The sequence below is a fragment of the Mesorhizobium sp. BR1-1-15 genome (assembly GCF_020165475.1).
GTDB lineage: Bacteria > Pseudomonadota > Alphaproteobacteria > Rhizobiales > Rhizobiaceae > Mesorhizobium.
Window position 1 is genome coordinate 434,123 of record NZ_JAIUIF010000002.1, and the last position, 25,396, is coordinate 459,518.

Below are 25,396 nucleotides of genomic sequence, written 5' to 3' on the forward strand. Positions count from 1 at the left end.
AGAAAGTTCATGTCGCGTATGAATTCCTTCGTCGCAGGCCTCGGCCTTGCGGCTTTCTTGTCGACGAGCGCTGCCTTCGCCGGGGATCCGGCTAGCTGCAAGGCGGTACGCCTTTCCGATGTCGGATGGACCGATATCCAGGCGACGACCGGCATCGCCTCGGTGCTGCTCACGGCGCTCGGCTACGAGCCGCAGGTAATCCAGCTGTCGGTGCCGGTGACGATGGCGTCGCTGAAGAACAAGGACCTCGATGTCTTCCTGGGCAACTGGATGCCGTCGATGACCAACGACATCAAGGACTACACGGCCGACGGTTCGGTGGAGACCATCAGCACGAACCTGACCGGCGCCGGCTACGGCATCGTCGTGCCGACCTATGTGGCGGATGCCGGCGTCAAGACACTGACCGACCTCGGCAAGTTCAAGGACAAGTTCGACGGCAAGATCTACGGCATCGAGGCCGGCAATGACGGCAACCGCATCATCCTCGACATGATCAAGAACCCGAAGGACAATCTCGAAGGCTTCGAACTGGTCGAATCCTCGGAGGCCGGCATGCTGACGCAGGCCGAGCAGTCGATGAAGAACAATGAGTGGATCGCCTTCCTCGGCTGGACGCCGCACCCGGTGATGGGCGCCATGAAGATCACCTATCTCGACGGCATGGGCGACAGCGGCTTCGGTGCCGCCACCGTCCACACCAATGTGCGCAAGGGCTACACCACCGAATGCCCGAACGCCGGCAAGCTCATTGCCAACCTCAAGTTCAACCTGGACATGGAAGGCCAGTTGATGGACGCCATCCTCAAGGGCGGCGACGCCCAGACTGTCGCCACCGACTGGCTGAAGAAAAATCCGGATGCCGTGACACCCTGGATCGCCGGCGTGACCACCTTCGACGGCGGCGATGCGGCAGCGGCCATCAAGACCGCACTGGGGAGCTGAGCCGACTGACTTCGGCATGCACGCGTGAGAACAAAAGGGCAGCCACTGGAAAAGGCTGCCCTTTTTCATATGCTGTGAGAAGATGACGTGACGACAGCGGACACCGCGGCAAAGCGATGCCGGTAGGAGAGGGGGCAAGATGGATCCGATTTCCAAATTCCTGGTCAGCTACAAGATTCCCATCGGCCCATGGGGCAAGGCGTTCTTCGGGTTCCTCACCGACAATTTCGACACCGTCTTCAGGGCCTTTTCCAACGGCCTGAACTTCATTCTCGACAGCCTGGTCGACCTCCTGCTGGTCGTGCCGCCGGTGCTGCTGGCGCTCATCATCGCCATCATCGCCTGGTTGCTGCAGCGTTCGCGCCCGCTCGCCATCGGCGTCTTCCTCGGCCTGATCTTCATCATCAACCAGAACCTGTGGAAGCAGACGGTGCAGACGCTGGTGCTGGTCGTGGCCGCCGCCGCCATGGCGATGGCCATCGGCGTGCCGCTCGGCATCTGGGCGGCGCACAAGCCGAAGGTCTACCGCTTCATGCTGCCGGTGCTCGACCTGATGCAGACGCTGCCGACCTTCGTCTACCTGATCCCGGTGCTGACCCTGTTCGGCCTTGGCAACGCGCCCGGCCTCATCGTCACCATCATCTTCGTCATCCCGACCGCGGTCCGGCTCACGCATCTCGGCGTCGTCTCCGTGCCCAAATCGATCATCGAGGCCGGCGAGGCGTTCGGCGCCACCAGGAGCCAGCTGCTGTGGAAGGTCGAACTGCCCTCGGCGCTGCCCACCATCATGGCGGGCCTGACCCAGTCGATCATGCTGTCGCTGTCGATGGTGGTGTTCGCAGCGCTGATCGGCGCCGGCGGGCTCGGCACCGAGATCAACCGCGCGCTCGGTTCGCGCCGCATCGATCTCGGCCTCGAGGCCGGGCTCGCCATTGTCGTGCTCGCCATCGTGCTCGACCGCATGACCCGCATTGGCGTTGGAGGCAAGAAATGACCGTCGCCGTCGATTTCAGGAACGTCGATATCGTCTTCGGCGCCGACCAGGCGGGTTCGCTGGCGCTGATCGACAAGGGCGCGACGCGCGCCGAGATCCTCGAGCAGACCGGCAATGTGCTCGGTTGTGCCGGCGCCAGCCTTACCGTGCATGAGGGCGAGATTTCCGTCCTCATGGGTCTGTCCGGCTCGGGCAAGTCGACACTGCTGAGAGCGGTCAATCGCCTGAACGTCGTCTCGCGCGGCCAGGTTCTGGTCAAGGATGGCGACCGCACCGTCGATGTCGTCACCTGCGACGAGGCTACCTTGCGGCGCCTGCGGCAGAAGCAGGTTGCGATGGTGTTCCAGCAGTTCGGCCTGCTGCCGTGGCGGACGGTGGAAGAGAATGTCGGGCTTGGCCTCGAACTTGCCGGCGTGCCGGATGCCGAGCGCAAGGAGCGCGTCCACAGGCAGCTCAAGCTGGTCAATCTCGAGCAGTGGTCGAAGAAATACGCGCATGAGCTTTCGGGTGGCATGCAGCAGCGCGTCGGGTTGGCGCGCGCCTTCGCCACCGAGGCGCCGATCCTTCTGATGGACGAGCCGTTCTCGGCGCTCGACCCGCTGATCCGCACCAAGCTGCAAGACGAGTTGCTGCAGCTGCAGGCCGAACTGAAGAAGACCATCATCTTCGTCAGCCACGACCTCGAGGAAGCGCTGAAGATCGGCAGCCACATCACAATCATGGAGGGTGGACGCATCGTGCAGACCGGCGCGGCGGAGGACATCGTGCTCAAGCCCGCCAACGATTATGTCCGCGACTTCATCGCCAATGTGAATCCGCTGTCGGTGCTGACCGCCTGGAACGTGATGCGCGATCGCCGCGATCTCGAACAGGGCAAGGACGGCTGGGTGTGGCTCGACCGGCGCAAGACGACGCGCTTCAAGATCGACGACCATGGCCTTGTGGCGGCGGCTGAGCGTGACGGCAAGCCGGCGGTATGGGTGTCCTGCGCCGACGTCGAAGGCCAGCCCGAGGAAGCGGCCCAGGTGTTCTGGGCCAATCCCGGAACGTCGCTGAAGACCGTGATGCTGGCCATGCACCGGTCGCAGACTGCGCCCGTGGCGCTGTTCGATGACCAGTCGCGCTTCGTCGGCGCGATCGGCATCAGGGACGTGCTGAGCGCGGTGCTGCGGCGGTAATCCCTCAGTCGCGTCTCAAGTCGCCAGCGGCAGGCGCAGCTCCGTCAGCAGGCCGCCGTCCGGATGGTTGGACAGGCGGATCTCGCCGCCGGCGGCACGCGCGATGTTGCGGGCGATGGTGAGGCCGAGGCCGAGGCCGCCGGTCTGGCGGTTGCGGGACTGTTCCAGGCGCACGAAAGATCCGAACACGGCGTCGATCTGGGCTTGCGGAATACCCGGCCCCTCGTCGCGTATGGCCAGCGTGATCATGTCGCCCGACCGGTACAGGCTGAGATGCGCCTTCTTGCCGTAGGTAACTGCATTTTGCACAAGATTGGTGACGCAGCGCTTGAGCGCGACCGGTCGCGCCATGCAGATCAGGCCGCGCGAGCGCGTATCATCATTGTCGAAGGAGACCTCGGCGTAGCCGTCGGCGATCGATTCCACCAGCGACCAAAAGTCAATGCGCTCGCTCTTTTCCTCGTTCACCTCGAAAGTGGCGAAGTCGATGACCGAACTGGCGATGCTCTCGACATCGGCGAGATCGTGCGCCAGCGCCTCGCGAACCGCCGACTTGCGCAACAGTTCCAGGCGCAGCCGCATCCTGGTCATCGGCGTGCGCAGGTCGTGCGCCAGCGCGGCGGCCAGGTGCTCACGGTCCTCGACATATTCACGCAATCTCGCCTGCATGGCGTTGATCGCCTTGGCGGCGGCGCGCACCTCGCGGCTGCCGCTTTCGGCGATCGGCGGGCTCTTGAGGTCATTGCCGATCCGGTTCACGGCGGTTTCCATCATCCGGTAGGGCGCGGTCAGCCGGCGCAGCGACCAGATCGACATGATCACCACCAGCCCCGCTATCAGCGAATAGAGCGGCAGGCTGTCGAAGCTCAGGATCGGGCCGACCGGCGTGATCGGCTCGGTGAAGTTCAGCCATTGGCCGTCGGCGAAGCGCAGCGAGGCGGTCAGCTTGTCACTCTGGGCGAAATTCGCCGCCAGCACCAGGAGATCGCGTTCCACCTGGCCGACGTCCCTGTTCATGACCTCGCCACCGGGGCTGTCGGATTCCTGCGTCGCCGGATCGCGCCGGACGCGCGCGTCGGTGACGCCGAACTTCGACAGCCGTCCAACGAGAATGTCTTCCAGCTCGGCGAGTTCATCGTCGCCGGCGATCGACGAGGTGACCGCGGGGGTGTCTGAAACCGTGAGAGCGTAGGTGGCGTTGAACAGGCCGGATGCGGTCGCCTTGCGCTCCTCGGGCGTGGCGGCATGCATCAGCTGCACCAGCGAATAGGCGCGGTCGTTGAGGCGGTAGAGATCGACCACGTCATTGGCGGCCGCGCGGTCGCGCGACACGATGTAGAGCGTCGCGACCTGACTGATCAACAGGCCGGCAATGACGATCAGCAGCACCCACACAGGCAGGGTCTGCGGCAGGAAACGTCTCATTCGGAAGTCGTTTCGGGGAGGAACTGATAGCCGCCGCTGCGCACCGTCAGGATCAGCTTGGGCGTCTTGGGGTCATCTTCCATCTTGCGCCGCAGCCGGCTGACCAGGATGTCGATGCTGCGGTCGAAGGAATAATCGCTATCGCCGCCGGAGAGTTCGATGAGCTGGTCGCGGGTCAGCACGCGCTGTGCGCTCTTGACGAAGGTCTGCAACAGATTGAACTCCGCCATGGTCAGTTCGACCCTGACATCGTCGGGCGCGGTCAGCCGGCGCCGCGAACAATCCATCGTCCAGCCGGCGAAGCGGTAGATCTGCTTCGATGTGACGCGTTTGGGCTCGGGGGCACCGTTGCGCCGCAGCACGGCGCGTATGCGGGCCAGCAATTCGCGGGGGTCGAAAGGTTTGGGCACATAGTCGTCGGCGCCCATCTCGAGGCCAACCACGCGGTCTGTCGTCTCGGTGACGGCGGTCAACATGATGATCGGCGTCGAATACTGGGCCCGGATGTCACGGCACAGTTCCAGCCCGCTCCTGCCGGGCAGCATGACGTCGAGCACGATGAGATCGACCTGTGCACGGCGCAGGATCGTTTCCATCTCGGTGCCGTCGGCGGCAACCGATGTGTGCAGGCCGCGCTTCTGGAAGAACTCCTGCAGCAGGTCGCGAATGCCCTTGTCGTCGTCGACGATCAGTATGTGTGCGTCGGATTTCACGGGGATCCTGTCTTCGTTGACCTGCCAAGCCGGCAGGCGGCCACCCACACGATAGAATTCGGGCCATATGTTGGCCAGTGCCTTGGATTTCAAGGCAAGGTAAATCTGGCAATCTCCACACCGAATGCGCTGGAGGCCTCCCCCCGGGGCGCACAGACACAATCCAGAAACAAAATTCTATAATCGGGAAAAACTCCTGAAAAACTAGGCCGGCATAACGGTGCCGTGGCGGTCAGGTCATTTGGCCGCGACGCAAGTCTCCGGGTTCACGGATTAACCGATGCCAAGGTTGTCGATCAGTTTGTTGGGTGCGTTGATGGGCATTTCGCTCGTCACAGCCGCTGCTGGACAATCGGATGCAAAAGTGACGCCCACCACCCGGACCGAGCGGTGTGCCAATCTCAGCCACCAATTCGATGAAGCCCTCGAAACCCATGCCACGGCAACGCAGGTCACCGCGGCAAAGGCACTTCAGAGAAAGGGCAACCGGTACTGCGCCGCCAAGAAACAGGCACAGGGTATCCGGATGCTCGCCAACGCTTTGAAGTTGCTGGGGGTGACACCGAACGACCCGGTTCAGTGACACTCGAAACCCGACCCGCATGAAAAGGAAATGAAGCCATGAAAAAGTCCATCCTCTCCGCCACCGGTCTCGCCGTTGCTCTCGCCTTCGCCATGCCGGCTCTCGGCAACGCCGCTGCCACCACGACCGCCGCTCCGGCTGCTTCCTCGACGACCACCGCTCCGGCGACCACGACCGCCAAGCCTCCGGTGAAGAAGGTCGTTGCCAAGAAGCACAAGAAGGCGAAGAAGACTGTCAAGAAGACCGACAAGAAGGTCGCTCCGAAGGCTTAATCCAGGTCGGGCACACTGCCTGCCTTATGACAAGGCCGCTCCAGTCGCGTTTTGCTGGAGCGGCCTTCTTCCTGTCCGAAAAAGCCGAAGGCCGTGTATCGGCAGTGAAGCGAACGGACAGGTCCGAACGATGTGGCCGAAGCCGGCGCCGGCGGCTTTGTCTCGATCGGCCTTAACCCGATTGCAAGGCCGGCGCCGTAGGACAATCCGCATGAAGAGGCGGCTTTCGTCCATTCTGCGCTCGATCGTGTTCGGCAGCCTGGTCGCCACCGGCGCCGCCCGGCTTATGATCCTGTTCACCGCCAGTCCCGTGCCGGATGCGGCCAGCGGCCGCACCGAGCCGTCACTGTTCGCGCCTGTGATTTCCACCGACTGGGATTACATCACGCCCGCGCAGACCTGGCTGCTCATCGCACTTGCCAGCGTGACGCTGATCTGCGTCGTCGCCTGGCCGGTCGCATCCTGGATGGAACGCCGGTCGGATGCTGCCGGAAACTTGCCCTCCCGGAGCGGCTTCGGCCGCCAGGGCCGTTGAACCGCGGGCCGCACTTCCCACATAGCTCTGTGATTGGACGCTCGCTTTCGCCCGTGCGAAAATAGGGGCGTAGCCGAGGCTCGCGCAATTGCCGGTTCCCATGCCTGAAATCACGACAAAACCCCGTACGCAGACCCTACCCAAGACCGAGCGGCCGAAGCTCTACAAGGTCATCCTGCTCAATGACGATTTCACGCCGCGTGAATTCGTGGTGACGGTGCTGAAGGGCGAGTTCAAGCTCAGCGAAGACCAGGCGCATCGGGTGATGATCACGGCGCATCGGCGCGGCGTCTGCGTCGTCGCCGTCTTCACCAAGGACGTCGCCGAGACAAAGGCGACACGGGCCACCGACGCCGGCAAGGCCAAGGGCTATCCGCTGATGTTCACGACGGAGCCGGAGGAGTAGAGCAGGGCTCCTTCATAGCCTTGGCTCCCTTCGCAACGCCGATAATTGGCGAAACCATCCGCGACAGCGTCTTTCTCCCCGTATAGTGACGGGGAGAAGGAAGCTACCGCCCTTCGCGGTACCACATCGAACCCATCGCCAGCAGCAGCAGGCCGAGACCGAGGAAGCCGCCGAACAGCGGCACGCGCGAGACCGCCTTGAGTACGCTGTCGTCGGTGGTGCGCAGGCCGATCCAGTCGGCGCCGGACGCTTCGCCCGAGGACCGTACGGGGACGATCGAGGGCAAGGTCACGTCGCCGCCTCCAAGGGTCGATCCCGCAAGCCTGCGAACGCTGCCGCCGGTGGCTTCGGCGGGAGCCTTCAGCCGGTCCTGCGTGGAAACGACGTCGGCGAATTCGGGTGCGTTGACCGGCCCGACATGGGCGAGCGCGGTAAGGTCGCCATTGCCGACCTGGTAAAGGCCGATCTCGGAGGTCTGGGCGCTGCCCAGGAAGACACCGGGTTCGGATTTCTCGAGCTTGACGGTAATGGTCTTGCCGGAGGGCGTAATGATCTGGGCCGGGCCGGGGTCGTCGGCCATGGTCTGGCGGCGGATTTCCAGCACCATGCCGCGCCCGTCGGCGGTCAGCCGTTCCTCCTCGAGCTCTGGCTCCTTCATCAGCCAGTGGGCGATGCGGCGGTAGAGCTGGACATGCGGGCCGCCGCCTTCGAAGCCGCGCGCCCACAGCCAGCCCTGGTCGGACAGAAGCATGCCGACGCGGCCTTCTCCCTTGCGGTCGAGCAGGAGCAGCGGCCGGTTGTCGGCCCCCTTCATCACCACCTCGCCTTCGGGATTCTGCACGCCTATGGTGCGGAACCAGCGGCTCCAGTGCGGCGGCTCGCTGGCAGAACCGTCGAGACCGCGCGTCACCGGATGGCGCTGGCCGATGTCGGTGAGGCGTGGGTAGAACGCCTTGTCGACGACCTCGCCGGTCGGCATCGCCGGCAGCGCCGACATCAGCGGCGTGCGCGCGATCGAGCTTTCACCGGCATATTCGGGTCCGGCCGCAATCAGCAGCGCGCCGCCTTTTTCGACATATTCGGAGATGTAGTCGTAATAGAGGATCGGCAGCACGTCGCGGTGCTGGTAGCGGTCGAAGATGATCAGGTCGAAATCCTTGATCTTCTCGACGAACAGTTCCCGCGTCGGGAAGGCGATCAGCGACAATTCGTTGATCGGCGTGCCGTCCTGCTTCTCCGGTGGCCGCAGGATGGTGAAATGGACGAGATCGACCGAGGCGTCGGATTTCAACAGATTGCGCCAGGTGCGCTCGCCCGCATGCGGCTCGCCAGAGACGAGCAGCACGCGCAGGTTCTCGCGAATGCCGTCGACCAGCGCGATGGCGCGGTTGTTGGTGTCGGTGAGCTCGCCCGGCTCGCGATCGATGGCGAGTTCGATGATGTTGCGCCCAGCGCCGGGAATGGTCACGTGCAGCGGCATGGCCTGGCCGACGGTGGCATGCTCGACAGCGACCTGCTCGCCATTGACCGAAACGCGCACATCGACCGGCCCGGTTTCGTTGCTGGTTGAAATGACGCGATAGGTCATATCGAGCGGCTTGCCGACGAGGGCGAAGCGGGGCGCGTTCTCGAAACGTATGCGGCGATCCTTCTCGTGGTCGTTGCCGGTGATCAAGGCGTGCAGCGGGGCATTGAAATCAGGCGCGCCGGCGGGTGCGTCATGCACTTCGCCATCGGTTATCATGACGGCGCCGCCGATGCGCGAGGGCGGCACGTCGCGGAAGGCGTTTTCGAGCGCGCCGAACAGCCGCGTTTCCGTGCGTTCCTCGGCGGCTTCCGACTTGCCGGCCTCGACGACGCGGACGTCGAACTGCTTGAAGCGGCCGAGGCGCTGCTCAAGCCCGGCCAGCGCCTCGTCGGTCTGTTTGGTCCGTTCACCGATGTCCTGGCTCTGGCTCCGGTCGACGATCAGGGCAACCACGCTTTGCTGCGGCTCGCGCTCCTCGTTGAGGAACACCGGATTGAAGAGAGCGGCGGCGAGCGCCAGCAATGCGACGAGGCGCAGGACCGCGCCGCGCTGGCGAAACCACAGGCCGACGGCCGCGAGCAGGGCCAGCGGCACCAGCACCAGGGCCAGCAGCGGCCAGGAGATCAGCGGTTCGAAGGAGATCGACCAGTTCACGTCTTACCCTCCCCCTTGCAGGGAGGGCCGATCCGCGGGGCGGGCGCAAGAAGGAGCGTCATCTTACTGGCCCAACCGTTCAAGCAATATGGGCACGTGCACCTGGTCGGATTTGTAGTTGCCGGTCAGCATGTACATCATGATGTTGACCCCGGCGCGCAGCGCATAGATGCGCTGCATCGGATCGTTGGGCACGGTCGGCAGCAGCGGGTCGCCATTCTCGTCGACGGCCCAGGCGCCAGCAAAATCATTGGCGGTGATCATGATCGGCGAGACGCCGTCACCGGTACGCACCGGCCGGTTTTCGGCATTGCTGGCGTCGAGCGATGCCTCGACCCAGAGCGGGCTGCCGGCGAAGCGGCCAGGGAATTCGGGCAGAATGAAGAAGGATTTGGTCAGAACATGATCCGACGGCACCGGCTCCAGCGGCGGCACGTTGAGGTTGCCGAGGATGTCGCGCAGCCGCTCGGTGGCGGGGCTGGTCGAGTCGGCGCCGATGCCGTTGGCGAACTGGTCGCGCGTGTCGAACAGCACGGTGCCGCCCTGCTGCATATAGGCATCGATACGGGCAATCGCGGCCTGGCTGGGCATGGCTGCGGCCGGATCGATCGGCCAATAGATGAGGGGAAAGAACGAAAGCTCGTCCTTGGAGATGTCGACGCCGGCCGGCGCGCCCGGCTCGAGCGCGGTCTTCTCGATGAGGAAGCGGGTCAGGCCCTCGAGCCCGGCGCGACTGATCGAATCGTCGCCGGGCACGCCAGTCAGCACATAGGCTATCCGGGTCTTGGAGATGTCCTCTATCGCGGCGGTGTCGCCAGGCTTGGCATCGTCGGCGCGCGCGGGGCCGACATGGCCGAACAGCGCGCCGAGCCCGATCAGAATGGCCGCCATGGTGGTTACGGCCGCAGCGCGGCGCGGCCTGCGCGTCAACAGGCCGCCCATCCAGAACACCGCCAGCGTATCGAGCACCATCAGCGCCAGCGCGGCGGCCACCAGCGCGCCCTTCAAATTACGCGATTCGTCAAAGGCATACTGAATTGTGGTGACCGGGACAGTGATTTGCGGGCGCGCCAGCGGCGCAAGCGTGCTTGTCGCATCGAGCAAATTGTGGGCGAAAACGCCGGCTTCCGAGCCATAGAGGCCGGGCGGGTTTTCGAAGGTCACCGGCAGTGTACCGGCGCCCGGCACCAGCGGGCGCGCATCCGGCGTCGGCGGCACCAGCATTCCGTCGGCCGCTATCATGCGGTAGGGCGCCAGCGAGGTGGCGGCGGCTTCGGCATTGGCGATGGCGGCTCCCTGGTTGCGCGACAGCTGCACGATGCGGCGCAGCATCTCGACGAAGCTGCCTGAGATCGGCAGGTTCGACCAGGTTGCTTCGGGCGTGACGTGGAACAGCACGAGCGTGCCCTTGCCCTTCTTCAGGCCGGTGACCAGAGGCGTGCCGTCGGCAAGCGCTGCCCAGGTGCGCTCGACGATATCGGGCGTCGGTTCGGCCAGCACCTGCCTGGAAACGGTCACCTCGGTCGGCGGCGCCAGATCGGCGAAGGGGCCAGCCTTGGGGAATTCGGTGACCGGCTGCGGCGTGGTCCATGACAATGCGCCGCCGAGCGAGCGTTCGCCGGTGCGCAGACGCACCGGCAGCAGGTCGTCGTCATTGCCGGCGGCGGCCAGCCGCGACCCGGCGAAACGCACCAGGGTGCCGCCCTTTTCAACCCAGTCGACGAGCCTTGGCCTGATCTGTGCGGGAATGGTACCAATATCGGCCATGACGATCATCGCCGGCTTCTGGTCGAGGATCTGCGGAATGGCGTCGGCCAGGTCGGCGCTGGAAGGTTCGACCAGGTCGGCGAAGGGCTGGAGCGCGCGCCTGATATAGTAGAGCGGCGATAGCAGCGGCTGCGCCTGGTCGGCCTCGGCCTGCGACAGGAGCCCGACACGGCGGCGCTTGGAGCTTTCGTCCAGCACGCGCACCGCGCCCGCCTGACGCTCGCCATCGAGCGCGATCGAGGCGAAATCGTTGCGCAGCTCGAACGGCACCGCCATGGTGCCGGTGGCGGTGGATTGGCCGGGTGCGAAAGTCAGCGTCGCATCGGCGATGCGGCGGCCCTTGTCGTCGAAGGCGCCAGCGGTGACTTGCGCCGGGGCCGCATCGCCGGGCGCGCGGATGGCGGTGAGGGCAAAACCGTCGACGTCGTTCTCGGCGCCTGTCAGGCCGGTCAGCGACATCCGGTCGGCAACGGCCCACACGGCGCGGGCGGCGTTTTTGGACAGGAGCGTGTTGAAGGCGGCCTCGTCGCCCTTCGCCGCCAGTCCGTCGGCCAGCACGGCGACGCTGGCGCCCGGCAGGCGCTCCAGGGCGGCGGCGACGCGGGCGTAGACCGCCGGCCGGTCGGTCGGGATCGGCCGCGGCTTTGCCGCGCGCAGGCGGTCGAGCGCCGCGGCCGCATCGAAGGGGCCGATCTCGGCATTGGGTTTTTCGGCGGTGAAGGCGATGATGACCGGCACGCCGTTCGAACCGGCGTCGGCGATCAGCCGCTCGGCGGTTGCGATGCGCTTGTTCCAGTCGGCGGCGCTTGCCCAGCCATTGTCGACGACCAGCGCCAGGGCCGCGCCCTCGGCCGGCAGTTTCTCGCGCGGATTGAAGACCGGTTCGGCAAGGGCGGCGACGATGAGCGCCGCCATCAGCAGCCTGAGCAGCGTCAGCCACCAGGGGCTCTGCTGCGGGGTTTCCTCGCGCTTCAGCACGCGCGCCAGGATCTTCAGCGGCGGAAACACCTCGGTCTGCGGCCTGGGCGGGGTCAGCCTGAGCAGCCACCAGATCACCGGCAGCGCCAAAAGACCCCACAGCAGCATGGGCGCGCCAAAGGAAAGCGGCAGCCAGCTCATGCGACGGCCTTTCCTGGCTGATCGCCACCAGCGATCATGCCGCCACGATCGCCAGCGATCGGCCTGGGCTGATCGCCACCGGCGATCATGCCGACGTGGCCAATAGCGGTCAGCCCGGGCTGACCGCCATCCGTCATCGCCATGTGCAGGCGTACCAGGGCGTCGGAAGCCAGCCGATCGGTGTGGTTGACGGTGAAGCTCCAGCCGAGCCGTTTGCACCAGCTGGCCAGTTCCTGGCGTCGGGCGCCATAGAGCAGGCGATACTCATCGGCCAGCATCTCGGCGCGGCCGGCGGTCAGCTTCTCGCCGCTCTCCGGGTCGGTGAATTCGGTGCGGCCGGCATAGGGGAATGTCTCCTCGGCCGGGTCGGCGACCTCGATCAGATGCGCGCGCACGCCATGGCGGGCGAGCACGTCGAGCCAGGCCATCGTTTCCTCGACCGGGTCGAGGAAATCACTGGCGATGACGATGTCGCAGAAGCGGCGGATGCCGGAGAGATCGGGTTTGGCCGGCAAGTCGCCGGCATGCATGAGCTGGGCGGCGATGCGCTCGGCGCCGTTGCGGGCGGTGAACGGATCGGTAAGGCCGGGCCAGGCGATGCGCTCACCGCTGCGCGACAGCAGCTCGGCCATGGCCAGCGCCAGCACCAGGCCGCGCGATTGCTTGGAAACGGCGGCACCGGTCGATTTGTAGAGCATGGACGGTGAGGGGTCGGCCCACAGCCACACCGTATGGGCAGCTTCCCATTCGCGGTCGCGCACATAGGTGTGGTCGTCGCGAGCCGAGCGGCGCCAGTCGATGCGCGAGGAATCGCCTTCGACATAGGGCCGGAACTGCCAGAAATTCTCGCCGATGCCGCGCTTGCGGCGGCCATGCCAGCCGGCGATCACGGTGTTGACGATGCGGCGCGCCTCGACCAGCAAGTCGGGCACGAGCGAAGCCCGCAACCGGCCGCGGGCGAGCGCGTCGCGCGTCGCTGCCGGAGCCTGGAGCTCGCCGATGCGCGCCATCAAATCCCTTTCACGAGCTTGGCCACCACATCGCGCACGCTGGTGCCTTCGGCGCGGGCGGCGAAGGTCAGCGCCATGCGGTGCTGGAGCACCGGCTCGGCCAGAGCCCGCACATCGTCGACCGACGGCGCCAGCCGCCCATCATAGAGCGCGCGCGCCCTCGTGCACAGCATCAGTGCCTGGCTGGCGCGGGGACCCGGGCCCCAGGCGACATGCCTGTCGGTTTCGGCGTTGCCCTGGCCGGGGCGCGCCGAGCGCACCAGGGCCAGGATTGCCTCGACCACGCTTTCAGGCACCGGCATGCGGCGGATCAGCGTCTGGATATCCCTCAGCCGCGCCGGCTGCAGCACATTCTGTGCCTTCGCGTCCTCGACCCCAGTGGTTTCCAAAAGGATGCGGCGCTCGGCCTCGAGTTCGGGATAGAGGATGTCGACCTGCATCAAAAAACGGTCGAGCTGTGCCTCGGGCAGCGGATAGGTGCCTTCCTGTTCCAGCGGGTTTTGCGTCGCGAGCACATGGAAAGGCGAGGGCAGGTCGTGGCGGGCACCGGCAATGGTGACGTGATACTCCTGCATGGCCTGCAGCAGCGCCGACTGGGTGCGCGGCGAGGCGCGGTTGATCTCGTCGGCCATCAGCAACTGCGCGAAGATCGGCCCGGAAATGAAGCGGAAGGAGCGCTTGCCGAATTCGTCCTGCTCCATCACCTCGGAGCCGAGAATGTCCGAGGGCATCAGGTCGGGGGTGAATTGGATGCGGCGCGAATCGAGGCCGAGCACGATGCCCAGCGTCTCGACCAGCTTGGTCTTGGCGAGGCCCGGCACGCCGACCAGCAGCGCGTGGCCGCCGGCCAGAAGCGCCACCAGAGCGCGTTCGACGACACTTTCCTGGCCGAAGATGATGCGACCGACCCCGTCGCGGACCCTAGAAATGTCGGCCAGCGCCTTCTCGGCCTCGGCGATCATGTCTTTTTCGCTGATCGGGCTTTCCTTGACCATCACGCTCATGCAGCATCGATCCTTGTGGTTGGAAATACCAGCTTGACGCAGAATGCCGCGATTCGGCTCCGTCTGGCGCCTGCCTTCAAATTTAAATCACAGAGTTAGGCTGACAAGCGCAACAACAGTGACTATTTCGTGACGATGGCAGAGGGCTCCGAACAAAGACAGCAAAGCCTGGCGGCCGCGACCGAGGCGCGCGGCCTCGAGGCGCTGATCTCGCGTGCGGCCCGCGCCGGCAAGGGGCCGGCCCCGGTGGAGCGCTGGAATCCCGACTTCTGCGGCGATTTGGATATGGAAATCAAGGCTGACGGCACCTGGTTCTATCTCGGCACGCCGATCGGCCGCATGCCGCTGGTACAGCTTTTTTCCTCGGTGCTGCGCAAGGACGCGGACGGCAGGACCTATCTGGTGACGCCGGTGGAAAAGGTCGGCATCCGCGTCGCCGACGCACCCTTCATCGCCGTCGAGATGGATGTCTCGGGCAGCGGCGAGGGCCAGATCATCACGTTCCGCACCAATGTCGGCGACGTCGTCGAGGCCGGACCGGAGCGGCCGCTGCGCTTCGTCGACGAGCACGAGACCGGCGGGCTGAAGCCTTATGTGCTGGTGCGCGGGCGGCTGGAGGCGCTGGTGGCGCGGCCGGTGATGTACGAACTGGTCGAGCATGGCGAGGAGATCGAGATCGGCGGCAGGTTGATGTTTGCCGTTCGTTCGAAAGGCCAGGCCTATCCGATCATGCCGGCCGACAGGCTGAGGCAGCTGAGCGCGTGACGGACAGTTCATGATGGACCAGGTGACGCCGACGCCCTTTTCCATTGCCGATTTGCGCGCGCGCTTTGCCGCGCAGCCGCAGGCGCATGCCGGCGACGACTATGGCGATCATCGCTTCAATCCAGGCCATCCGCGCCTCCACCGGGCGAAACCGCTGCGCGAAGCGGCGGTGCTGATCCCGATCGTCGATCACCAGGACGATGCCACGGTTCTTTTGACCAAGCGGGCCGAGACGCTGCGCAACCATTCCGGGCAGGTGGCCTTTCCCGGCGGGACGATCGATCCGACCGACGCCAGTCCGGAAGCGGCGGCGCTGCGCGAGGCTTTCGAGGAAATCGGCCTTGGCCGGGACCATATCGAGGTCATCGGCCGCATGCCCGATTATGTCGCGGGCAGCGGTTACAGGATCGCGCCGGTGCTGGGCATCGTGCGGCCGCCTTTCCAGTTGACACTCAATGCCGAGGAGGTCGACTTGGCCTTCGAAGTGCCGCTGCGCTTCCTCATGGATCCGGCCAACCACATCAGGGACAGCCGCATTTGGAACGATCTCGAATGGTTCTTCTACGATATGCCCTATGGCGACCGGCGCATCTGGGGCGTCACCGCGGGCATCATCCGCACGCTCTATGAAAGGCTCTATGGGTGAAGGTCTCGATCGCTGACAGGGCCGACTGGCTCGGCGACAAGCATCTGCAGCGCCTGCTTGCCATTCTGGCGAGCGGCGGCGAGGCAGCGCGGGTCGCCGGCGGCGCGGTGCGTAACACGCTGATCGGCCAGCCCGTCGCCGACATCGACATCGCCACCACCTGCCTACCGCAGGAGACAATCCGCCGCGCCGAGGCGGCGAGGTTCAAGACGGTTCCGACCGGCATCGAGCACGGCACGATCACCGTGATTGCCGGCGGCAAGCCTTATGAAATCACCACGCTGCGCGCGGATATCGAGACCGACGGCCGCCGCGCCAAGGTGTCGTTCGGGCGAGACTGGAAGCTTGATGCCGAACGGCGCGACTTCACCATCAATGCGCTCTACGCGGAAGCCGACGGCACGGTCGTCGATCTGGTCGGCGGCGTCGCCGACATAGAGGGGCGCCGGCTGCGCTTCATCGGCGATCCGGAAGCGCGTATCCGCGAGGACTATCTGCGTATCCTGCGCTTTTTCCGCTTCTTCGCCTGGTATGGCGAAGGCCGGCCGGACGCCGAGGGGCTGAAGGCTTGCGCCCGGCTGAAGGGAGGGCTCGTGCAGCTCTCGGCCGAGCGCGTCTGGTCCGAACTCAAGAAACTGTTGTCGGCGGCCGATCCGTCCCGCGCGCTGTTGTGGATGCGGCAGGCGAGCGTTTTGACCAGCGTGCTGCCGGAAAGCGAGAAATGGGGCATCGACGCGATCCACGGCCTGGCCAGAGCCGAGAAGGATCTGGGCTGGACCGCGGACCCGCTGCTCAGGCTGGAGGCGATCGTGCCGCCGGATGCGGCGCGCATGAAGACGCTGGTCGAGCGGCTGAGACTGTCGACGGCGGAAGCAAACCGTTTGCGCGACTGGGCGCTTACGCCGGGGATCGCGCCGAAAACGACCGAAGGCGAACTGGCCAAGACGCTCTACCGCGGCGACCGGCAGGGGGTCGTCGACCGGCTTCGCCTGTCACTCGCAGCGGCACGGGTGCGCGCGGTGGACCAGACCGATGCGCTCATCGAGGCAGGCGGCTTTTCCCGACTTCTCGCCTTCGCATTGAGATGGGAAAGGCCCGTGTTTCCGCTCAAGGGCGCCGATCTGACGGCGATCGGGGGGATGCCCGGGCCAAAACTCGGCGCGATCCTCAGGAATCTCGAAGCGGAATGGGTCGATGCCGGGTTTGGGCCCGATCGCGACGCGCTGCTCAAGCGCGCCGCGCAGGCCCTGAAGGCCGGATAAAGCATCAGTCAACGCAATCCGGGCGGAAATCGCCGCGATTTCCGGAACTTGCTCCAAATCAGGCCGCGTCGCGGACCTTCTCGATGCGCGAGCGGATCGCTTCGATCATCGTTTCGCGGATGATCGTCTCGCCATGCGTCTCGCGCATATGTTCGACGGCACGGCGCATGACCTCGGCTTCCTCCTCGGCGCGCGTGTGCCATTCACAACCTGGAACGAGCGAGCCGCAGTGGAATTCCTTCATGGGATTTCTCCTTTTCCTCCATGGAGTCCGGTCGACCGTCCTGCAAAAGGCGGCAGGGACTCCGCATCTTCTTGGCGCGTTGTCCGACCTTGAGACTGGTTGGACCACGAGCGGGTGAAACCATAACACAGATGGGGTGGCATTGATTGCCGTCAACGACAAAAAGGCGGAGCAGCGCTGCTCCGCCCGCTTACGCCAGCCCTATGGGCAGGTCATCACTTCATGATCTTGACTGCCTCGGCAACCTTATCCTTGCCGCTCATGTCCCATGAAACTCTGACCTTCTCGCCGACCTTCAGGCCAGGATCCTTGAAGGTCCGGGGAAGCGTAAAAGACGATCCATTGTCGAGAACCAGGCTTTTGGACGCCGTATCAAAGGTCTTGATCGTGCCGGTGGTGTGCTTGACGGCGGCGAATGCCACCGAACCGGAAGCAAGAATGGCAGCCGCTGCGGCCGAAACAATGATCTTGCGCATTGCGAAGTACTCCTGGAAAGCGCGGGCACCCTTTTGGCAGAGGTGTCCCGCATCGTCCTGGGCCGTCCGGTTGCGTCGAGTCGCGATCCGCTTCGTTCTGACGCAATTCCGAACGGAGAACCGCTCTGCACTCCTGGAATTGCGCAGGCGAACCGCCGGCGCTTCCCGACCCGTCCCGACAAATAGCCTAGTCTTTTCCGATGCCTATTAGACGAAAAAGAAACTTTGCGACGGCTCCCGCGCCACATTCGGTGCCCATTTCGCAGCGAATGGGACATCAATGCGGCTCACGGCGCGCTCACCATCTTTTTACGGCCAGCGAGCCTCCGGCGGCAGGCTGGAGAGGATCGAGGCGACGTTTCCACCGGTTTTCAGGCCGAAGATGGTGCCGCGATCGTGAAGCAGGTTGAACTCGACGTAACGGCCGCGACGGATGAGCTGTTCGTCGCGGTCGCCATCGGTCCAGTTCTCGTTAAAATTACCCCGCACCAGATGGCCGTAGACCACGAGAAAAGCGCGCCCGACATCCTGGACGAAGTTGAAATCGGCATTCCAGCCGCCTTTGTCCTCGCCCGAATGCAGCCAGTCGAAAAAGATGCCGCCGGTGCCGCGCGGCTCGTTGCGATGCGGAAGGAAGAAATACTCGTCGCACCAGGCCTTGAATTTCGCATGGTCGGCGACGCCGGCATTCTTCTCGCAGGCGAACTGCATGGCGCGGTGGAAGGCTGTCGTGTCGGGGTCGTCCTGTGTGCGGCGCCGGTCGAGCACCGGGGTGAGGTCGGCGCCGCCGCCGAACCAATGGCGCGAGGTGACGACCATGCGCGTATTCATGTGCACGGCCGGAACGTTGGGGTTCCAAGGGTGCGCGATCAGCGAAATGCCGGATGCCCAGAAGCGCGGGTCCTCCTCGGCGCCGGGCATCTGCTTCCTGAATTCGGGCGAGAACTCGCCGTAAACCGTCGAGGTGTGGACGCCAACCTTCTCGAAGACTCGGCCGTGCATCATCGACATGGTTCCGCCACCACCCTTGCCGGAATCACGCTCCCACGGCGTCCTTTCGAACCGGCCCGGCGACCACGAAGCGAGCGGGCCCTGGAGATCCTGCTCGATCTGCTCGAAGGCGCCGCAGATGCGTTCTCGCAGCGCCTCGAACCACAGCCGTGCCTTCATCTTCTTTTCTTCGATGTCGGCGGGCAGGCCAACCGGTATTTCAGGTCGTTCCAAGTGCTGTCTCCGGTTTCGGGGCGGCCGGCCCCTACAAATGACTCGTCTTTTGCCGGCGCGATCCCTAATCTCTTAGGGGAAAGGGTCAAGTCTGATCTGATCGGAGCAAGGAGACCTTCGTGCGCACCCCGGCAAGACCGCCGCTGGATGGCCTGAAGAAAAAGCTCGATCAAAGCCGGGCTGAACGTGCGCGCATGCCGCGCGACGGATTTTTGCGCGAAACCTTCGTCCTGCCGCGTTCGGACGCCCGCCTGAAGGCAAAGGAATGGTTCGAGCGCTTCCCCAAGCAGGCCTACTGGACCGAGATCGAAAGCTGGTTCGAACGGCCGGGCGATTTGATCGAATTCACCATAAGGCGCCTGCCGGCGGCGGATTAGAATTCCTCGCCCTGTTTACGGGGACAACCCAATACAGGCGTCGCCCCTTGTATCCGCCTTCACTACGCTCAGGCACCTTCTCTCCGTGAACCGAGAGAAGGAAGAACCAGCCTTCTCGCCCCTGTTCCTTCCCTGGCCAGCCGGTCATCCTTGTTGCGGAGCGGACATTTGTCGATCGACATGCAGCCGCAGCCGATGCAGTCGGTCAGCCCGTCGCGCAATTTCTTCAATTGACCGATCTTGCGGTCGAGCCCGTCGCGCCAGGCGGTCGACAGCAGGCTCCAGTCGTCGCGCGTCGGGGTGCGGCCCTCGGGCAGGGATTGAAGCGCCGTCGCTATCTCGGCCAGCGAAATGCCGACCTCCTGCGCGATCTTGATGATGGCCACGCGCCTCAGCACGTCGCGGCCGTAGCGGCGCTGGTTGCCTGACGTGCGGTGGCTGCGGATCAGGCCGCGAGCTTCGTAGAAATGCAGCGCCGACACCGCGACACCGCTGCGCGCGGCCACTTGGCCAACCGTTAATTCCGCTGCTGGCGCCATCTCGCACTTTTCCGCTTGACCTCAAGTTAAGTTGAGCTTGTAGCGAAGAAGCCATCGACATGCAAACGACAGGAGATGGCGATGTGCGCCTGGGTGAGAATGACGGGCGAGGGCCGTGTCGCGGGCGCCGGCGGGACCGTGGCCGCCGCTTCAGCGGATGGCATTCTGGCCCAGTTGTCGCGTGGCTTCGCCGGCCACCATGGCGGCGGAGAGCGCCACATTGATGCTGCGCGCGCTGGCCTGCATCGGGATCGTCAGCCGCGCGTCCGCCGCCTGATGGACCGGATCCGGCACGCCTGCGGATTCACGGCCGAACAAAAGGATATCGCCAGTGGCGAAGTTGAAGCTGGTGTATGGGGTCGCGGCCTTGGTCGACAGCAGCACCAGCCGGCGCGCGCGGGCCTTGCGCCACTCCTCGAAGGCGTGCCAGTCGACATGCCGGGTCAGGGCAGCCATTTCGAGGTAATCCATGCCGGCGCGCCTGAGCGCTTTATCGGAGAGCGGAAAGCCGGTCGGTTCGATGATGTCGACGCCGATCCCGAGGCAGGCGGCGAAGCGCAGGATTGTGCCGGTGTTGCCGGCGATGTCAGGCTGGTACAGGGCGATGCGGAGACGGTCGTTCATTTCCGCATCCTTCTATTAAGTGGCAAATCGGCCACAGCGGCTTCGCGGTTTTGGAAATTGCTGGACCTGCGGGTGGCCATTTTCTGCGAAGTCGGGTATACAGCGTAAATTGTCAACCCGAACCGAAGGAGGGGTAATTCATGATGACCATGCACATCCAGCACCCTCTCCGTGGGCTTACATGCCCGCTGGCGGTTTCGGTACGACGGTTCTCCTGATCTCTTAGACGCTTCCGCACCGATTTCCGCCGAAACCATTCCCTGGTCTTCGAAGGAATCCTGCGATGTTTTTCAAGCTGCCGAAGGGGCCGATGGCCCCGCCCCAACGCGTCTCGACTGATCAGCCGCCGATCCCGCGGCAGGACGTCGAACACCCTTTTTATCTCTATTTTCACACGGAGGACGGACCGATGTTCGATCCCTACAGAATACCGGGCTCGAGGAGCCTGCATATCCACCGGCTGCCGACCTGGGCGCTGCTGATCGGCGAAACGTATTCGTCGGCGGTCCACGCCGAGGTTCGCCGGCGTCCGCATCGCGGCATGCTGCCCGATGTCGATTTCTCGCGCGCGGTTCCCGACCCGAGCCGGCCCTCGTTGGTGCGCCGTATCATCCGGGCGATCCGGCCGGGCGCGAAGATCCGCCTTGTCGACACCGCACCGTCAGGATCAACAAAAGAGCCTGTCGGCGAAAAGCCCGCGAACCCCTATATAGCGCGAAGCAAGGCCGACGGTCCGGATGATTCCGGACCGTCGGCCCTCGGCGCCATGCGGTCCGAGGACTTCGTACGTTCACGCGCCGCGTGAGCGGAAACAGATTTCATGAGCATGACCTATGTTGTTGTTTAGCTGGTTTGAAAAAAGGCTCGATCCGTTCCCGGGCGCGGAGCCGGTCGAGCCGCCCAAGACGCTGGTTGCCTTCTGCCTGCATTACACGCGCGGCGCATGGCCCTATATCCTGGTCGATGCGGTGCTGGTGGCGGCAATCGCCATCGCGGAAGTGTGGATGTTCGGCTTCCTCGGCCGCATCGTCGACTGGCTTTCGGCGCAGAACCGCGAAACCTTCCTGCAGACGGAGGGCTGGAAGCTCGCCAGCATGGCCTTCATCGTGCTGTTCGCGCTGCCTGGCACGGTATGGCTGCATTCGCTGCTCAACCAGCAGACGCTGATGGGCAACTATCCCATGCGTATCCGCTGGCAGGTGCATCGCTATCTGCTCAAGCAGTCGATGAGCTTCTACCAGGACGAATTCGCCGGCCGCATCGCCACCAAGCTGATGCAGACGGCGCTCGCCGTGCGCGAATGCGTGATCAAGGTGATCGACGTCCTGAACTACGTCATCGTCTATTTCCTCGGCATGCTGCTCATCGTCGGCTCGGCCGACTGGCGGCTGGCCGCACCGCTCGGCGTGTGGATGGTCGGCTACATCCTTCTGCTGCGCTATTTCATTCCTCGGCTGGGCAAGGTCGGCGAGGAACAGGCCAATGCGCGCTCGGTCATGACCGGCCGCGTTGTCGACAGCTACTCCAACATCCAGACGGTCAAACTGTTCAGCCATGCCCGCCGCGAGGCCTCCTTCGCCAAGGAGGGCATGATGGCCTTCCTCGACACGGTCTACCGGTCGATGCGGCTGGTGACGGTGCTGTTCGGCTCGCTCTACATCCTGAATGCGCTTCTCCTGTTCTCGGTTACCGCCATCTCGTTGTGGCTGTGGCTGGGCCAGGCGGTGACGATCGGCGCGGTCGCCGTGGTCATCGGCCTGGTTCTGCGGATGTGGGGCATGTCGCAGTGGATCATGTGGGAAATGTCGGGCCTGTTCGAGAATATCGGCACGGTGCAGGACGGCATCGCCTCGATTTCGCTGCCGCGCCTTGTCGAGGACAGGCCCGGTGCGAAGGAGATCACGGTCTCCAAAGGCGAGATACGCTTCGAGGACATCCGCTTCCACTATGGCAAGCAGAAGGGCGTCATCGAGAACCTGTCGCTGGCGGTGAAGCCGGGCGAGAAGGTCGGCATTGTCGGCCGCTCCGGCGCCGGCAAGTCGACGCTGGTCAATCTTCTGCTGCGGTTCTACGACCTCGAAGCCGGCCGTATCCTGATCGACGGCCAGGAGATCGCAGCGGTGAAACAGGATTCGCTGCGCGCCCAGATCGGCATGGTCACGCAGGACACCTCGTTGCTGCATCGTTCGGTGCGCGAAAACATCCTCTATGGCCGGCCCGACGCCAGCGACGACATGCTTGTCGAGGCTGCGCGGCGCGCCGAGGCGCTGGACTTCATCGCCGGGCTTTCGGACCATAGCGGCCGCAAGGGACTCGACGCCTATGTCGGCGACCGCGGCGTCAAACTGTCCGGCGGCCAGCGGCAACGCATCGCCATTGCTCGCGTTATGTTGAAGGACGCGCCCATACTTATCCTTGACGAGGCGACGTCGGCGCTGGATTCCGAGGCGGAAGCGGCCATCCAGGAGAACCTCTACAAGCTCATGCAAGGCAAGACCGTCATCGCCATCGCCCACCGGCTGTCGACCATCGCGGCGATGGACAGGCTTGTGGTGATGGACCAGGGACGCGTCATCGAGGAAGGTTCGCACGAGGAATTGGTGGCCAAGGGCGGGCTCTACGCGCAGCTCTGGCAGCGCCAGTCGGGCGGTTTCCTGCTGGATGACGGCCCGATCGGTGCCGCAAGCGACGTTGTTGCCAATGACGTTGGCGCAAAGGGACAAGCCGCTGAATGATGGCCGCCGCCGCATGATGACAGCCGTCTATCGCTGGTTCGAGAACTGGGTCTATCCGTTCAGGGAGCCCACGAATCTTCGGCCGCCGTCCGGCGTCGCCGGTTTTCTCTGGCACTATGTTGGCCAGGCCAAGTTCGCCTTCTTCGCCATGCTGGTCATCGGCGGCATCGCGCCGCTGGTCGAGGCCGGGCTGTTCTACTTTGTCGGGCGGCTGGTCGACATCCTTGACCAGCTTCCCGGCGAACGCAGCTGGCATGCGCTGTGGACGGCCGCCGGGCCGGAACTTGTGTTCATGATCGTCGTGGTGCTGGTCGTCCGCACCATCGTCGTCGGCCTGTCGGCCCTGGTCGACGAGCAGACAATCACGCCTGGCTTCTACAATCTGGTGCGTTGGCAGGCGCACCGGCACGTGTCGCGCCAGTCCTACTCCTTCTTCCAGAACGATTTCGCCGGCCGCATCGCGACAAAAGTCTGGCAGGCCGGGCAAGCGACCGGCGACCTGATGGAAAGCTTCATCGAGGTCGTCTGGTTCATGATCGTCTATACGGTGACGACGCTGGCGCTGGTCGCGGGGCTCGATATCAGGCTCGCAGTGCTGGTGGTGATCTGGATCGCGGCCTTCGCCTGGCTGGCCAGGCTCTATCTGCCGGCAATCCGCAAACATGCCGAGGCGACCGCCGAGGCGGGGTCGATGATCACCGGCCGCATCGTCGATTCCTACTCCAACGTACAGACGCTGAAACTGTTCTCCGCCGATGGCGACGACCGCTACATCAGGAGCGGCTTCGACATCTATCTCGACGCGTTGCGCCCGTTCACGCGCCGGCTGACCGGCGTGCGCATGGCGCTGACGACGCTGTCGGGCATCATGATCACGGCGATCGGCTGCTTTGCCGTCTATCTCTGGGTCCAGGGCTCGATCACCGTCGGGGCGGTCGCCTTCACACTGTCGCTGGTGCTGCGGCTCAACATGCTGCTTGGCCGGCTGATGATGCAGCTCAACAGCATCCTGCGCAATCTCGGCGTGCTGGAGAATTCCAAGGCGCTGATCTCGCAGCCGCTCGGTTTGGTCGACGCACCCGACGCCCGGGAACTGGTCGTGGCCGGCGGGCGCATCGAGGTGAAGAATGTCGAGTTCCACTACGGCAAGGGGTTCGGCGTGCTCAACGGCATCGATCTCGTGGTGCGGCCGGGCGAGAAGGTCGGGCTGGTCGGGCCGTCCGGCGCCGGCAAGACCACGCTCGCCAACCTTATCCTGCGGCTGTACGAACTCGAAGGCGGAAAGATCGCCATCGACGGCCAGGATGTCTCGCAGGTGACGCAAAATTCGCTGCGCGCCAATATCGGCGTCGTCAGTCAGGACACAGCGCTTTTCCACCGTTCGCTGCGCGACAATATCAAACTCGGCATGCCCGACGCCACCGACGCGCAGGTGATCGCGGCGGCCAGGAAAGCCGAGGCGCATGATTTCATCCTGACCTTGCGCGACAATCGCGACCGCCAGGGCTACGAGGCCTATGTCGGCGAGCGCGGCGTCAAACTGTCGGGCGGCCAGCGCCAGCGCGTGGCGATCGCGCGTGTCTTCCTCAAGGATGCGCCGATCCTGATATTGGACGAGGCGACCTCGGCACTTGATTCCGACATCGAGGCGGCAATCCAGGAAAACCTGGCGCGGCTGATGGAAGGCAAGACGGTCATAGCCATCGCCCACCGGCTGTCGACGATCGCCGCGCTTGACCGCCTCGTCGTGCTCGACGGCGGCCGCATTGTCGAACAAGGCACGCATGATGAACTGGTGGCGCTCGACGGGCTCTACGCGCGGCTGTGGAAGCGTCAGTCCGGCGGCTTCCTCTATCATGAGGAAGCCGTGCTGGAAGAGACGCGGCCGGCGGAGTAGAGGCATGGGCGCGACGCATGAGACCGACTATCTGCTGAAACGGCTGCGGCCGACGACACCGGCCTTCGATGCGCTGATGGAAGAGAGCCGGCGGGAAGGCTACTGGATGCTGGTGCGGCTTCGCGACGGCTGGACAAGCGGCCGCAACAAGTTCCTGAAACACGGCGAGGCACTGTTCGGAGCATGGCAGGGCGGCGAACTCGCCGGCGTGTGCGGGCTGAACATCGATCCCTATTTCGAGGGCAGGAACCATGGCCGGGTCCGGCATCTGTTCGTCGGCGCGCGCCATCGGCGCACCGGCCTTGGCCGCATGCTGGTTGAGACCGTTGTCGACAGGGCACGCCACTATTTCACCGTGCTCAACACCCGTGCGCCGCAGGAAGCCTTCGGCTTCTATGAGCGGCTTGGCTTCGCGCCGGTGGCGGGCGAAGAATTCGTCACGCACCGGATGATCTTCGAGAAAGGAGGTTGAAA

General features: G+C 64.6%; 26 protein-coding genes. 15 read left to right on the forward strand and 11 right to left on the reverse strand.

The genetic code is table 11. The annotated features are described in order from the left end of the window. The first annotated feature begins 9 nt into the window (after positions 1 to 9). The 3 genes from LB541_RS05750 (at position 10) to choV (ending at position 3,117) form a co-directional block, all read left to right on the forward strand. Entirely contained in the window at positions 10 to 945 is a 936-nt protein-coding gene (locus LB541_RS05750) for a choline ABC transporter substrate-binding protein (protein ID WP_140496061.1), read from the forward strand. Between the two features lie 139 nt (positions 946 to 1,084). Further along, positions 1,085 to 1,939 (forward strand): choline ABC transporter permease subunit, encoded by an 855-nt coding sequence (gene choW / locus LB541_RS05755; protein WP_140567114.1) that lies wholly within the window; start codon positions 1,085 to 1,087, stop codon positions 1,937 to 1,939. After that, positions 1,936 to 3,117 carry a choline ABC transporter ATP-binding protein gene (gene choV / locus LB541_RS05760; protein ID WP_140631799.1) on the forward strand — a complete coding sequence of 394 codons (1,182 nt, stop codon included), beginning with the start codon at positions 1,936 to 1,938 and terminating at the stop codon, positions 3,115 to 3,117. Before choW ends, choV begins: the two co-directional genes overlap by 4 nt. Before the next feature lie 15 nt (positions 3,118 to 3,132). Here the strand turns inward: choV and LB541_RS05765 are convergent, their stop codons facing one another. Beyond that, positions 3,133 to 4,542, reverse strand: a complete 1,410-nt coding sequence (locus tag LB541_RS05765; RefSeq protein WP_140496058.1) for an ATP-binding protein — start codon at positions 4,540 to 4,542, stop codon at positions 3,133 to 3,135. Beyond that, positions 4,539 to 5,255, reverse strand: a complete 717-nt coding sequence (locus tag LB541_RS05770; protein WP_140561408.1) for a response regulator — start codon at positions 5,253 to 5,255, stop codon at positions 4,539 to 4,541. The genes LB541_RS05765 and LB541_RS05770 overlap by 4 nt, the downstream gene beginning before the upstream one ends. 280 nt (positions 5,256 to 5,535) lie before the next feature. Between LB541_RS05770 and LB541_RS05775 the strand changes: the two genes are divergently transcribed. From LB541_RS05775 to clpS, 4 genes are all read left to right on the forward strand, one after another. After that, complete coding sequence (locus LB541_RS05775) at positions 5,536 to 5,838, forward strand: hypothetical protein (RefSeq protein ID WP_140556114.1); 303 nt, start codon at positions 5,536 to 5,538, stop codon at positions 5,836 to 5,838. 38 nt (positions 5,839 to 5,876) lie between these two features. Continuing rightward, complete coding sequence (locus LB541_RS05780) at positions 5,877 to 6,110, forward strand: hypothetical protein (protein WP_140496055.1); 234 nt, start codon at positions 5,877 to 5,879, stop codon at positions 6,108 to 6,110. 211 nt (positions 6,111 to 6,321) lie between these two features. Next, on the forward strand, positions 6,322 to 6,645 hold the full coding sequence (locus tag LB541_RS05785; protein WP_224618040.1) for a hypothetical protein: 324 nt from the start codon (positions 6,322 to 6,324) through the stop codon (positions 6,643 to 6,645). A gap of 100 nt (positions 6,646 to 6,745) precedes the next feature. Further along, a complete protein-coding gene (clpS, locus tag LB541_RS05790) occupies positions 6,746 to 7,051 on the forward strand; it encodes an ATP-dependent Clp protease adapter ClpS (protein WP_140496053.1) in 306 nt (101 codons plus the stop codon). A gap of 103 nt (positions 7,052 to 7,154) precedes the next feature. Here clpS and LB541_RS05795 read toward each other — a convergent pair whose 3' ends face one another. From LB541_RS05795 to LB541_RS05810, 4 genes are all read right to left on the reverse strand, one after another. Next, complete coding sequence (locus tag LB541_RS05795; protein WP_140496052.1) at positions 7,155 to 9,233, reverse strand: hypothetical protein; 2,079 nt, start codon at positions 9,231 to 9,233, stop codon at positions 7,155 to 7,157. A 63-nt stretch (positions 9,234 to 9,296) separates the two neighbouring features. Then, positions 9,297 to 12,119, reverse strand: coding sequence for a DUF4159 domain-containing protein (locus LB541_RS05800; protein ID WP_140879181.1), 2,823 nt, complete (start codon positions 12,117 to 12,119; stop codon positions 9,297 to 9,299). Continuing rightward, positions 12,116 to 13,129 (reverse strand): DUF58 domain-containing protein, encoded by a 1,014-nt coding sequence (locus LB541_RS05805; RefSeq protein WP_140657067.1) that lies wholly within the window; start codon positions 13,127 to 13,129, stop codon positions 12,116 to 12,118. Before LB541_RS05805 ends, LB541_RS05800 begins: the two co-directional genes overlap by 4 nt. Further along, a complete protein-coding gene (locus LB541_RS05810) occupies positions 13,129 to 14,133 on the reverse strand; it encodes an AAA family ATPase (protein ID WP_140496049.1) in 1,005 nt (334 codons plus the stop codon). The genes LB541_RS05805 and LB541_RS05810 overlap by 1 nt, the downstream gene beginning before the upstream one ends. A 135-nt stretch (positions 14,134 to 14,268) precedes the next feature. Between LB541_RS05810 and LB541_RS05815 the strand changes: the two genes are divergently transcribed. The 3 genes from LB541_RS05815 to LB541_RS05825 are packed head-to-tail and all read left to right on the forward strand — an operon-like array spanning position 14,269 to position 16,806. Next, complete coding sequence (locus LB541_RS05815; RefSeq protein ID WP_140517010.1) at positions 14,269 to 14,898, forward strand: DUF1285 domain-containing protein; 630 nt, start codon at positions 14,269 to 14,271, stop codon at positions 14,896 to 14,898. Positions 14,899 to 14,911: 13 nt separating this feature from the next. Then, the gene (locus LB541_RS05820; RefSeq protein ID WP_140524963.1) at positions 14,912 to 15,544 is read left to right on the forward strand and encodes a CoA pyrophosphatase; all 633 of its coding nucleotides are present in this window, start codon (positions 14,912 to 14,914) and stop codon (positions 15,542 to 15,544) included. Continuing rightward, the gene (locus tag LB541_RS05825) at positions 15,541 to 16,806 is read left to right on the forward strand and encodes a CCA tRNA nucleotidyltransferase (RefSeq protein WP_140567097.1); all 1,266 of its coding nucleotides are present in this window, start codon (positions 15,541 to 15,543) and stop codon (positions 16,804 to 16,806) included. The genes LB541_RS05820 and LB541_RS05825 overlap by 4 nt, the downstream gene beginning before the upstream one ends. Positions 16,807 to 16,864: 58 nt before the next feature. On the opposite strand, the gene LB541_RS05830 is transcribed toward LB541_RS05825, so the two are convergent. The 3 genes from LB541_RS05830 to hemF all read right to left on the reverse strand — a co-directional run bounded on the left by LB541_RS05830 (position 16,865) and on the right by hemF (position 18,750). Further along, a complete protein-coding gene (locus LB541_RS05830; protein ID WP_140496047.1) occupies positions 16,865 to 17,050 on the reverse strand; it encodes a DUF1059 domain-containing protein in 186 nt (61 codons plus the stop codon). 215 nt (positions 17,051 to 17,265) lie between these two features. Further along, positions 17,266 to 17,526, reverse strand: a complete 261-nt coding sequence (locus LB541_RS05835; protein WP_140567094.1) for a DUF1344 domain-containing protein — start codon at positions 17,524 to 17,526, stop codon at positions 17,266 to 17,268. Between the two features lie 309 nt (positions 17,527 to 17,835). Next, on the reverse strand, positions 17,836 to 18,750 hold the full coding sequence (gene hemF, locus LB541_RS05840) for an oxygen-dependent coproporphyrinogen oxidase (protein ID WP_140496045.1): 915 nt from the start codon (positions 18,748 to 18,750) through the stop codon (positions 17,836 to 17,838). Between the two features lie 119 nt (positions 18,751 to 18,869). Between hemF and LB541_RS05845 the strand changes: the two genes are divergently transcribed. Further along, positions 18,870 to 19,127 carry a hypothetical protein gene (locus LB541_RS05845; RefSeq protein WP_140496044.1) on the forward strand — a complete coding sequence of 86 codons (258 nt, stop codon included), beginning with the start codon at positions 18,870 to 18,872 and terminating at the stop codon, positions 19,125 to 19,127. 68 nt (positions 19,128 to 19,195) lie between these two features. Here LB541_RS05845 and soxR read toward each other — a convergent pair whose 3' ends face one another. Beyond that, positions 19,196 to 19,666, reverse strand: a complete 471-nt coding sequence (gene soxR / locus LB541_RS05850; protein WP_140496043.1) for a redox-sensitive transcriptional activator SoxR — start codon at positions 19,664 to 19,666, stop codon at positions 19,196 to 19,198. Positions 19,667 to 19,816: 150 nt separating this feature from the next. Continuing rightward, positions 19,817 to 20,290 (reverse strand): tRNA (cytidine(34)-2'-O)-methyltransferase, encoded by a 474-nt coding sequence (locus LB541_RS05855; RefSeq protein ID WP_140582161.1) that lies wholly within the window; start codon positions 20,288 to 20,290, stop codon positions 19,817 to 19,819. Between the two features lie 283 nt (positions 20,291 to 20,573). Between LB541_RS05855 and LB541_RS05860 the strand changes: the two genes are divergently transcribed. From LB541_RS05860 to LB541_RS05875, 4 genes are read left to right on the forward strand one after another with little or no spacing between them, the layout of a single operon-like run. Further along, the gene (locus LB541_RS05860) at positions 20,574 to 21,095 is read left to right on the forward strand and encodes a hypothetical protein (protein WP_181168391.1); all 522 of its coding nucleotides are present in this window, start codon (positions 20,574 to 20,576) and stop codon (positions 21,093 to 21,095) included. A 28-nt stretch (positions 21,096 to 21,123) separates the two neighbouring features. Beyond that, positions 21,124 to 23,025, forward strand: coding sequence for an ABC transporter ATP-binding protein (locus LB541_RS05865; protein WP_224618041.1), 1,902 nt, complete (start codon positions 21,124 to 21,126; stop codon positions 23,023 to 23,025). Between the two features lie 13 nt (positions 23,026 to 23,038). Next, the gene (locus LB541_RS05870) at positions 23,039 to 24,922 is read left to right on the forward strand and encodes an ABC transporter ATP-binding protein (protein ID WP_224618042.1); all 1,884 of its coding nucleotides are present in this window, start codon (positions 23,039 to 23,041) and stop codon (positions 24,920 to 24,922) included. Positions 24,923 to 24,926: 4 nt separating this feature from the next. Then, positions 24,927 to 25,394 carry a GNAT family N-acetyltransferase gene (locus LB541_RS05875; protein ID WP_224618043.1) on the forward strand — a complete coding sequence of 156 codons (468 nt, stop codon included), beginning with the start codon at positions 24,927 to 24,929 and terminating at the stop codon, positions 25,392 to 25,394. The last annotated feature ends 2 nt before the right edge of the window (positions 25,395 to 25,396 follow it).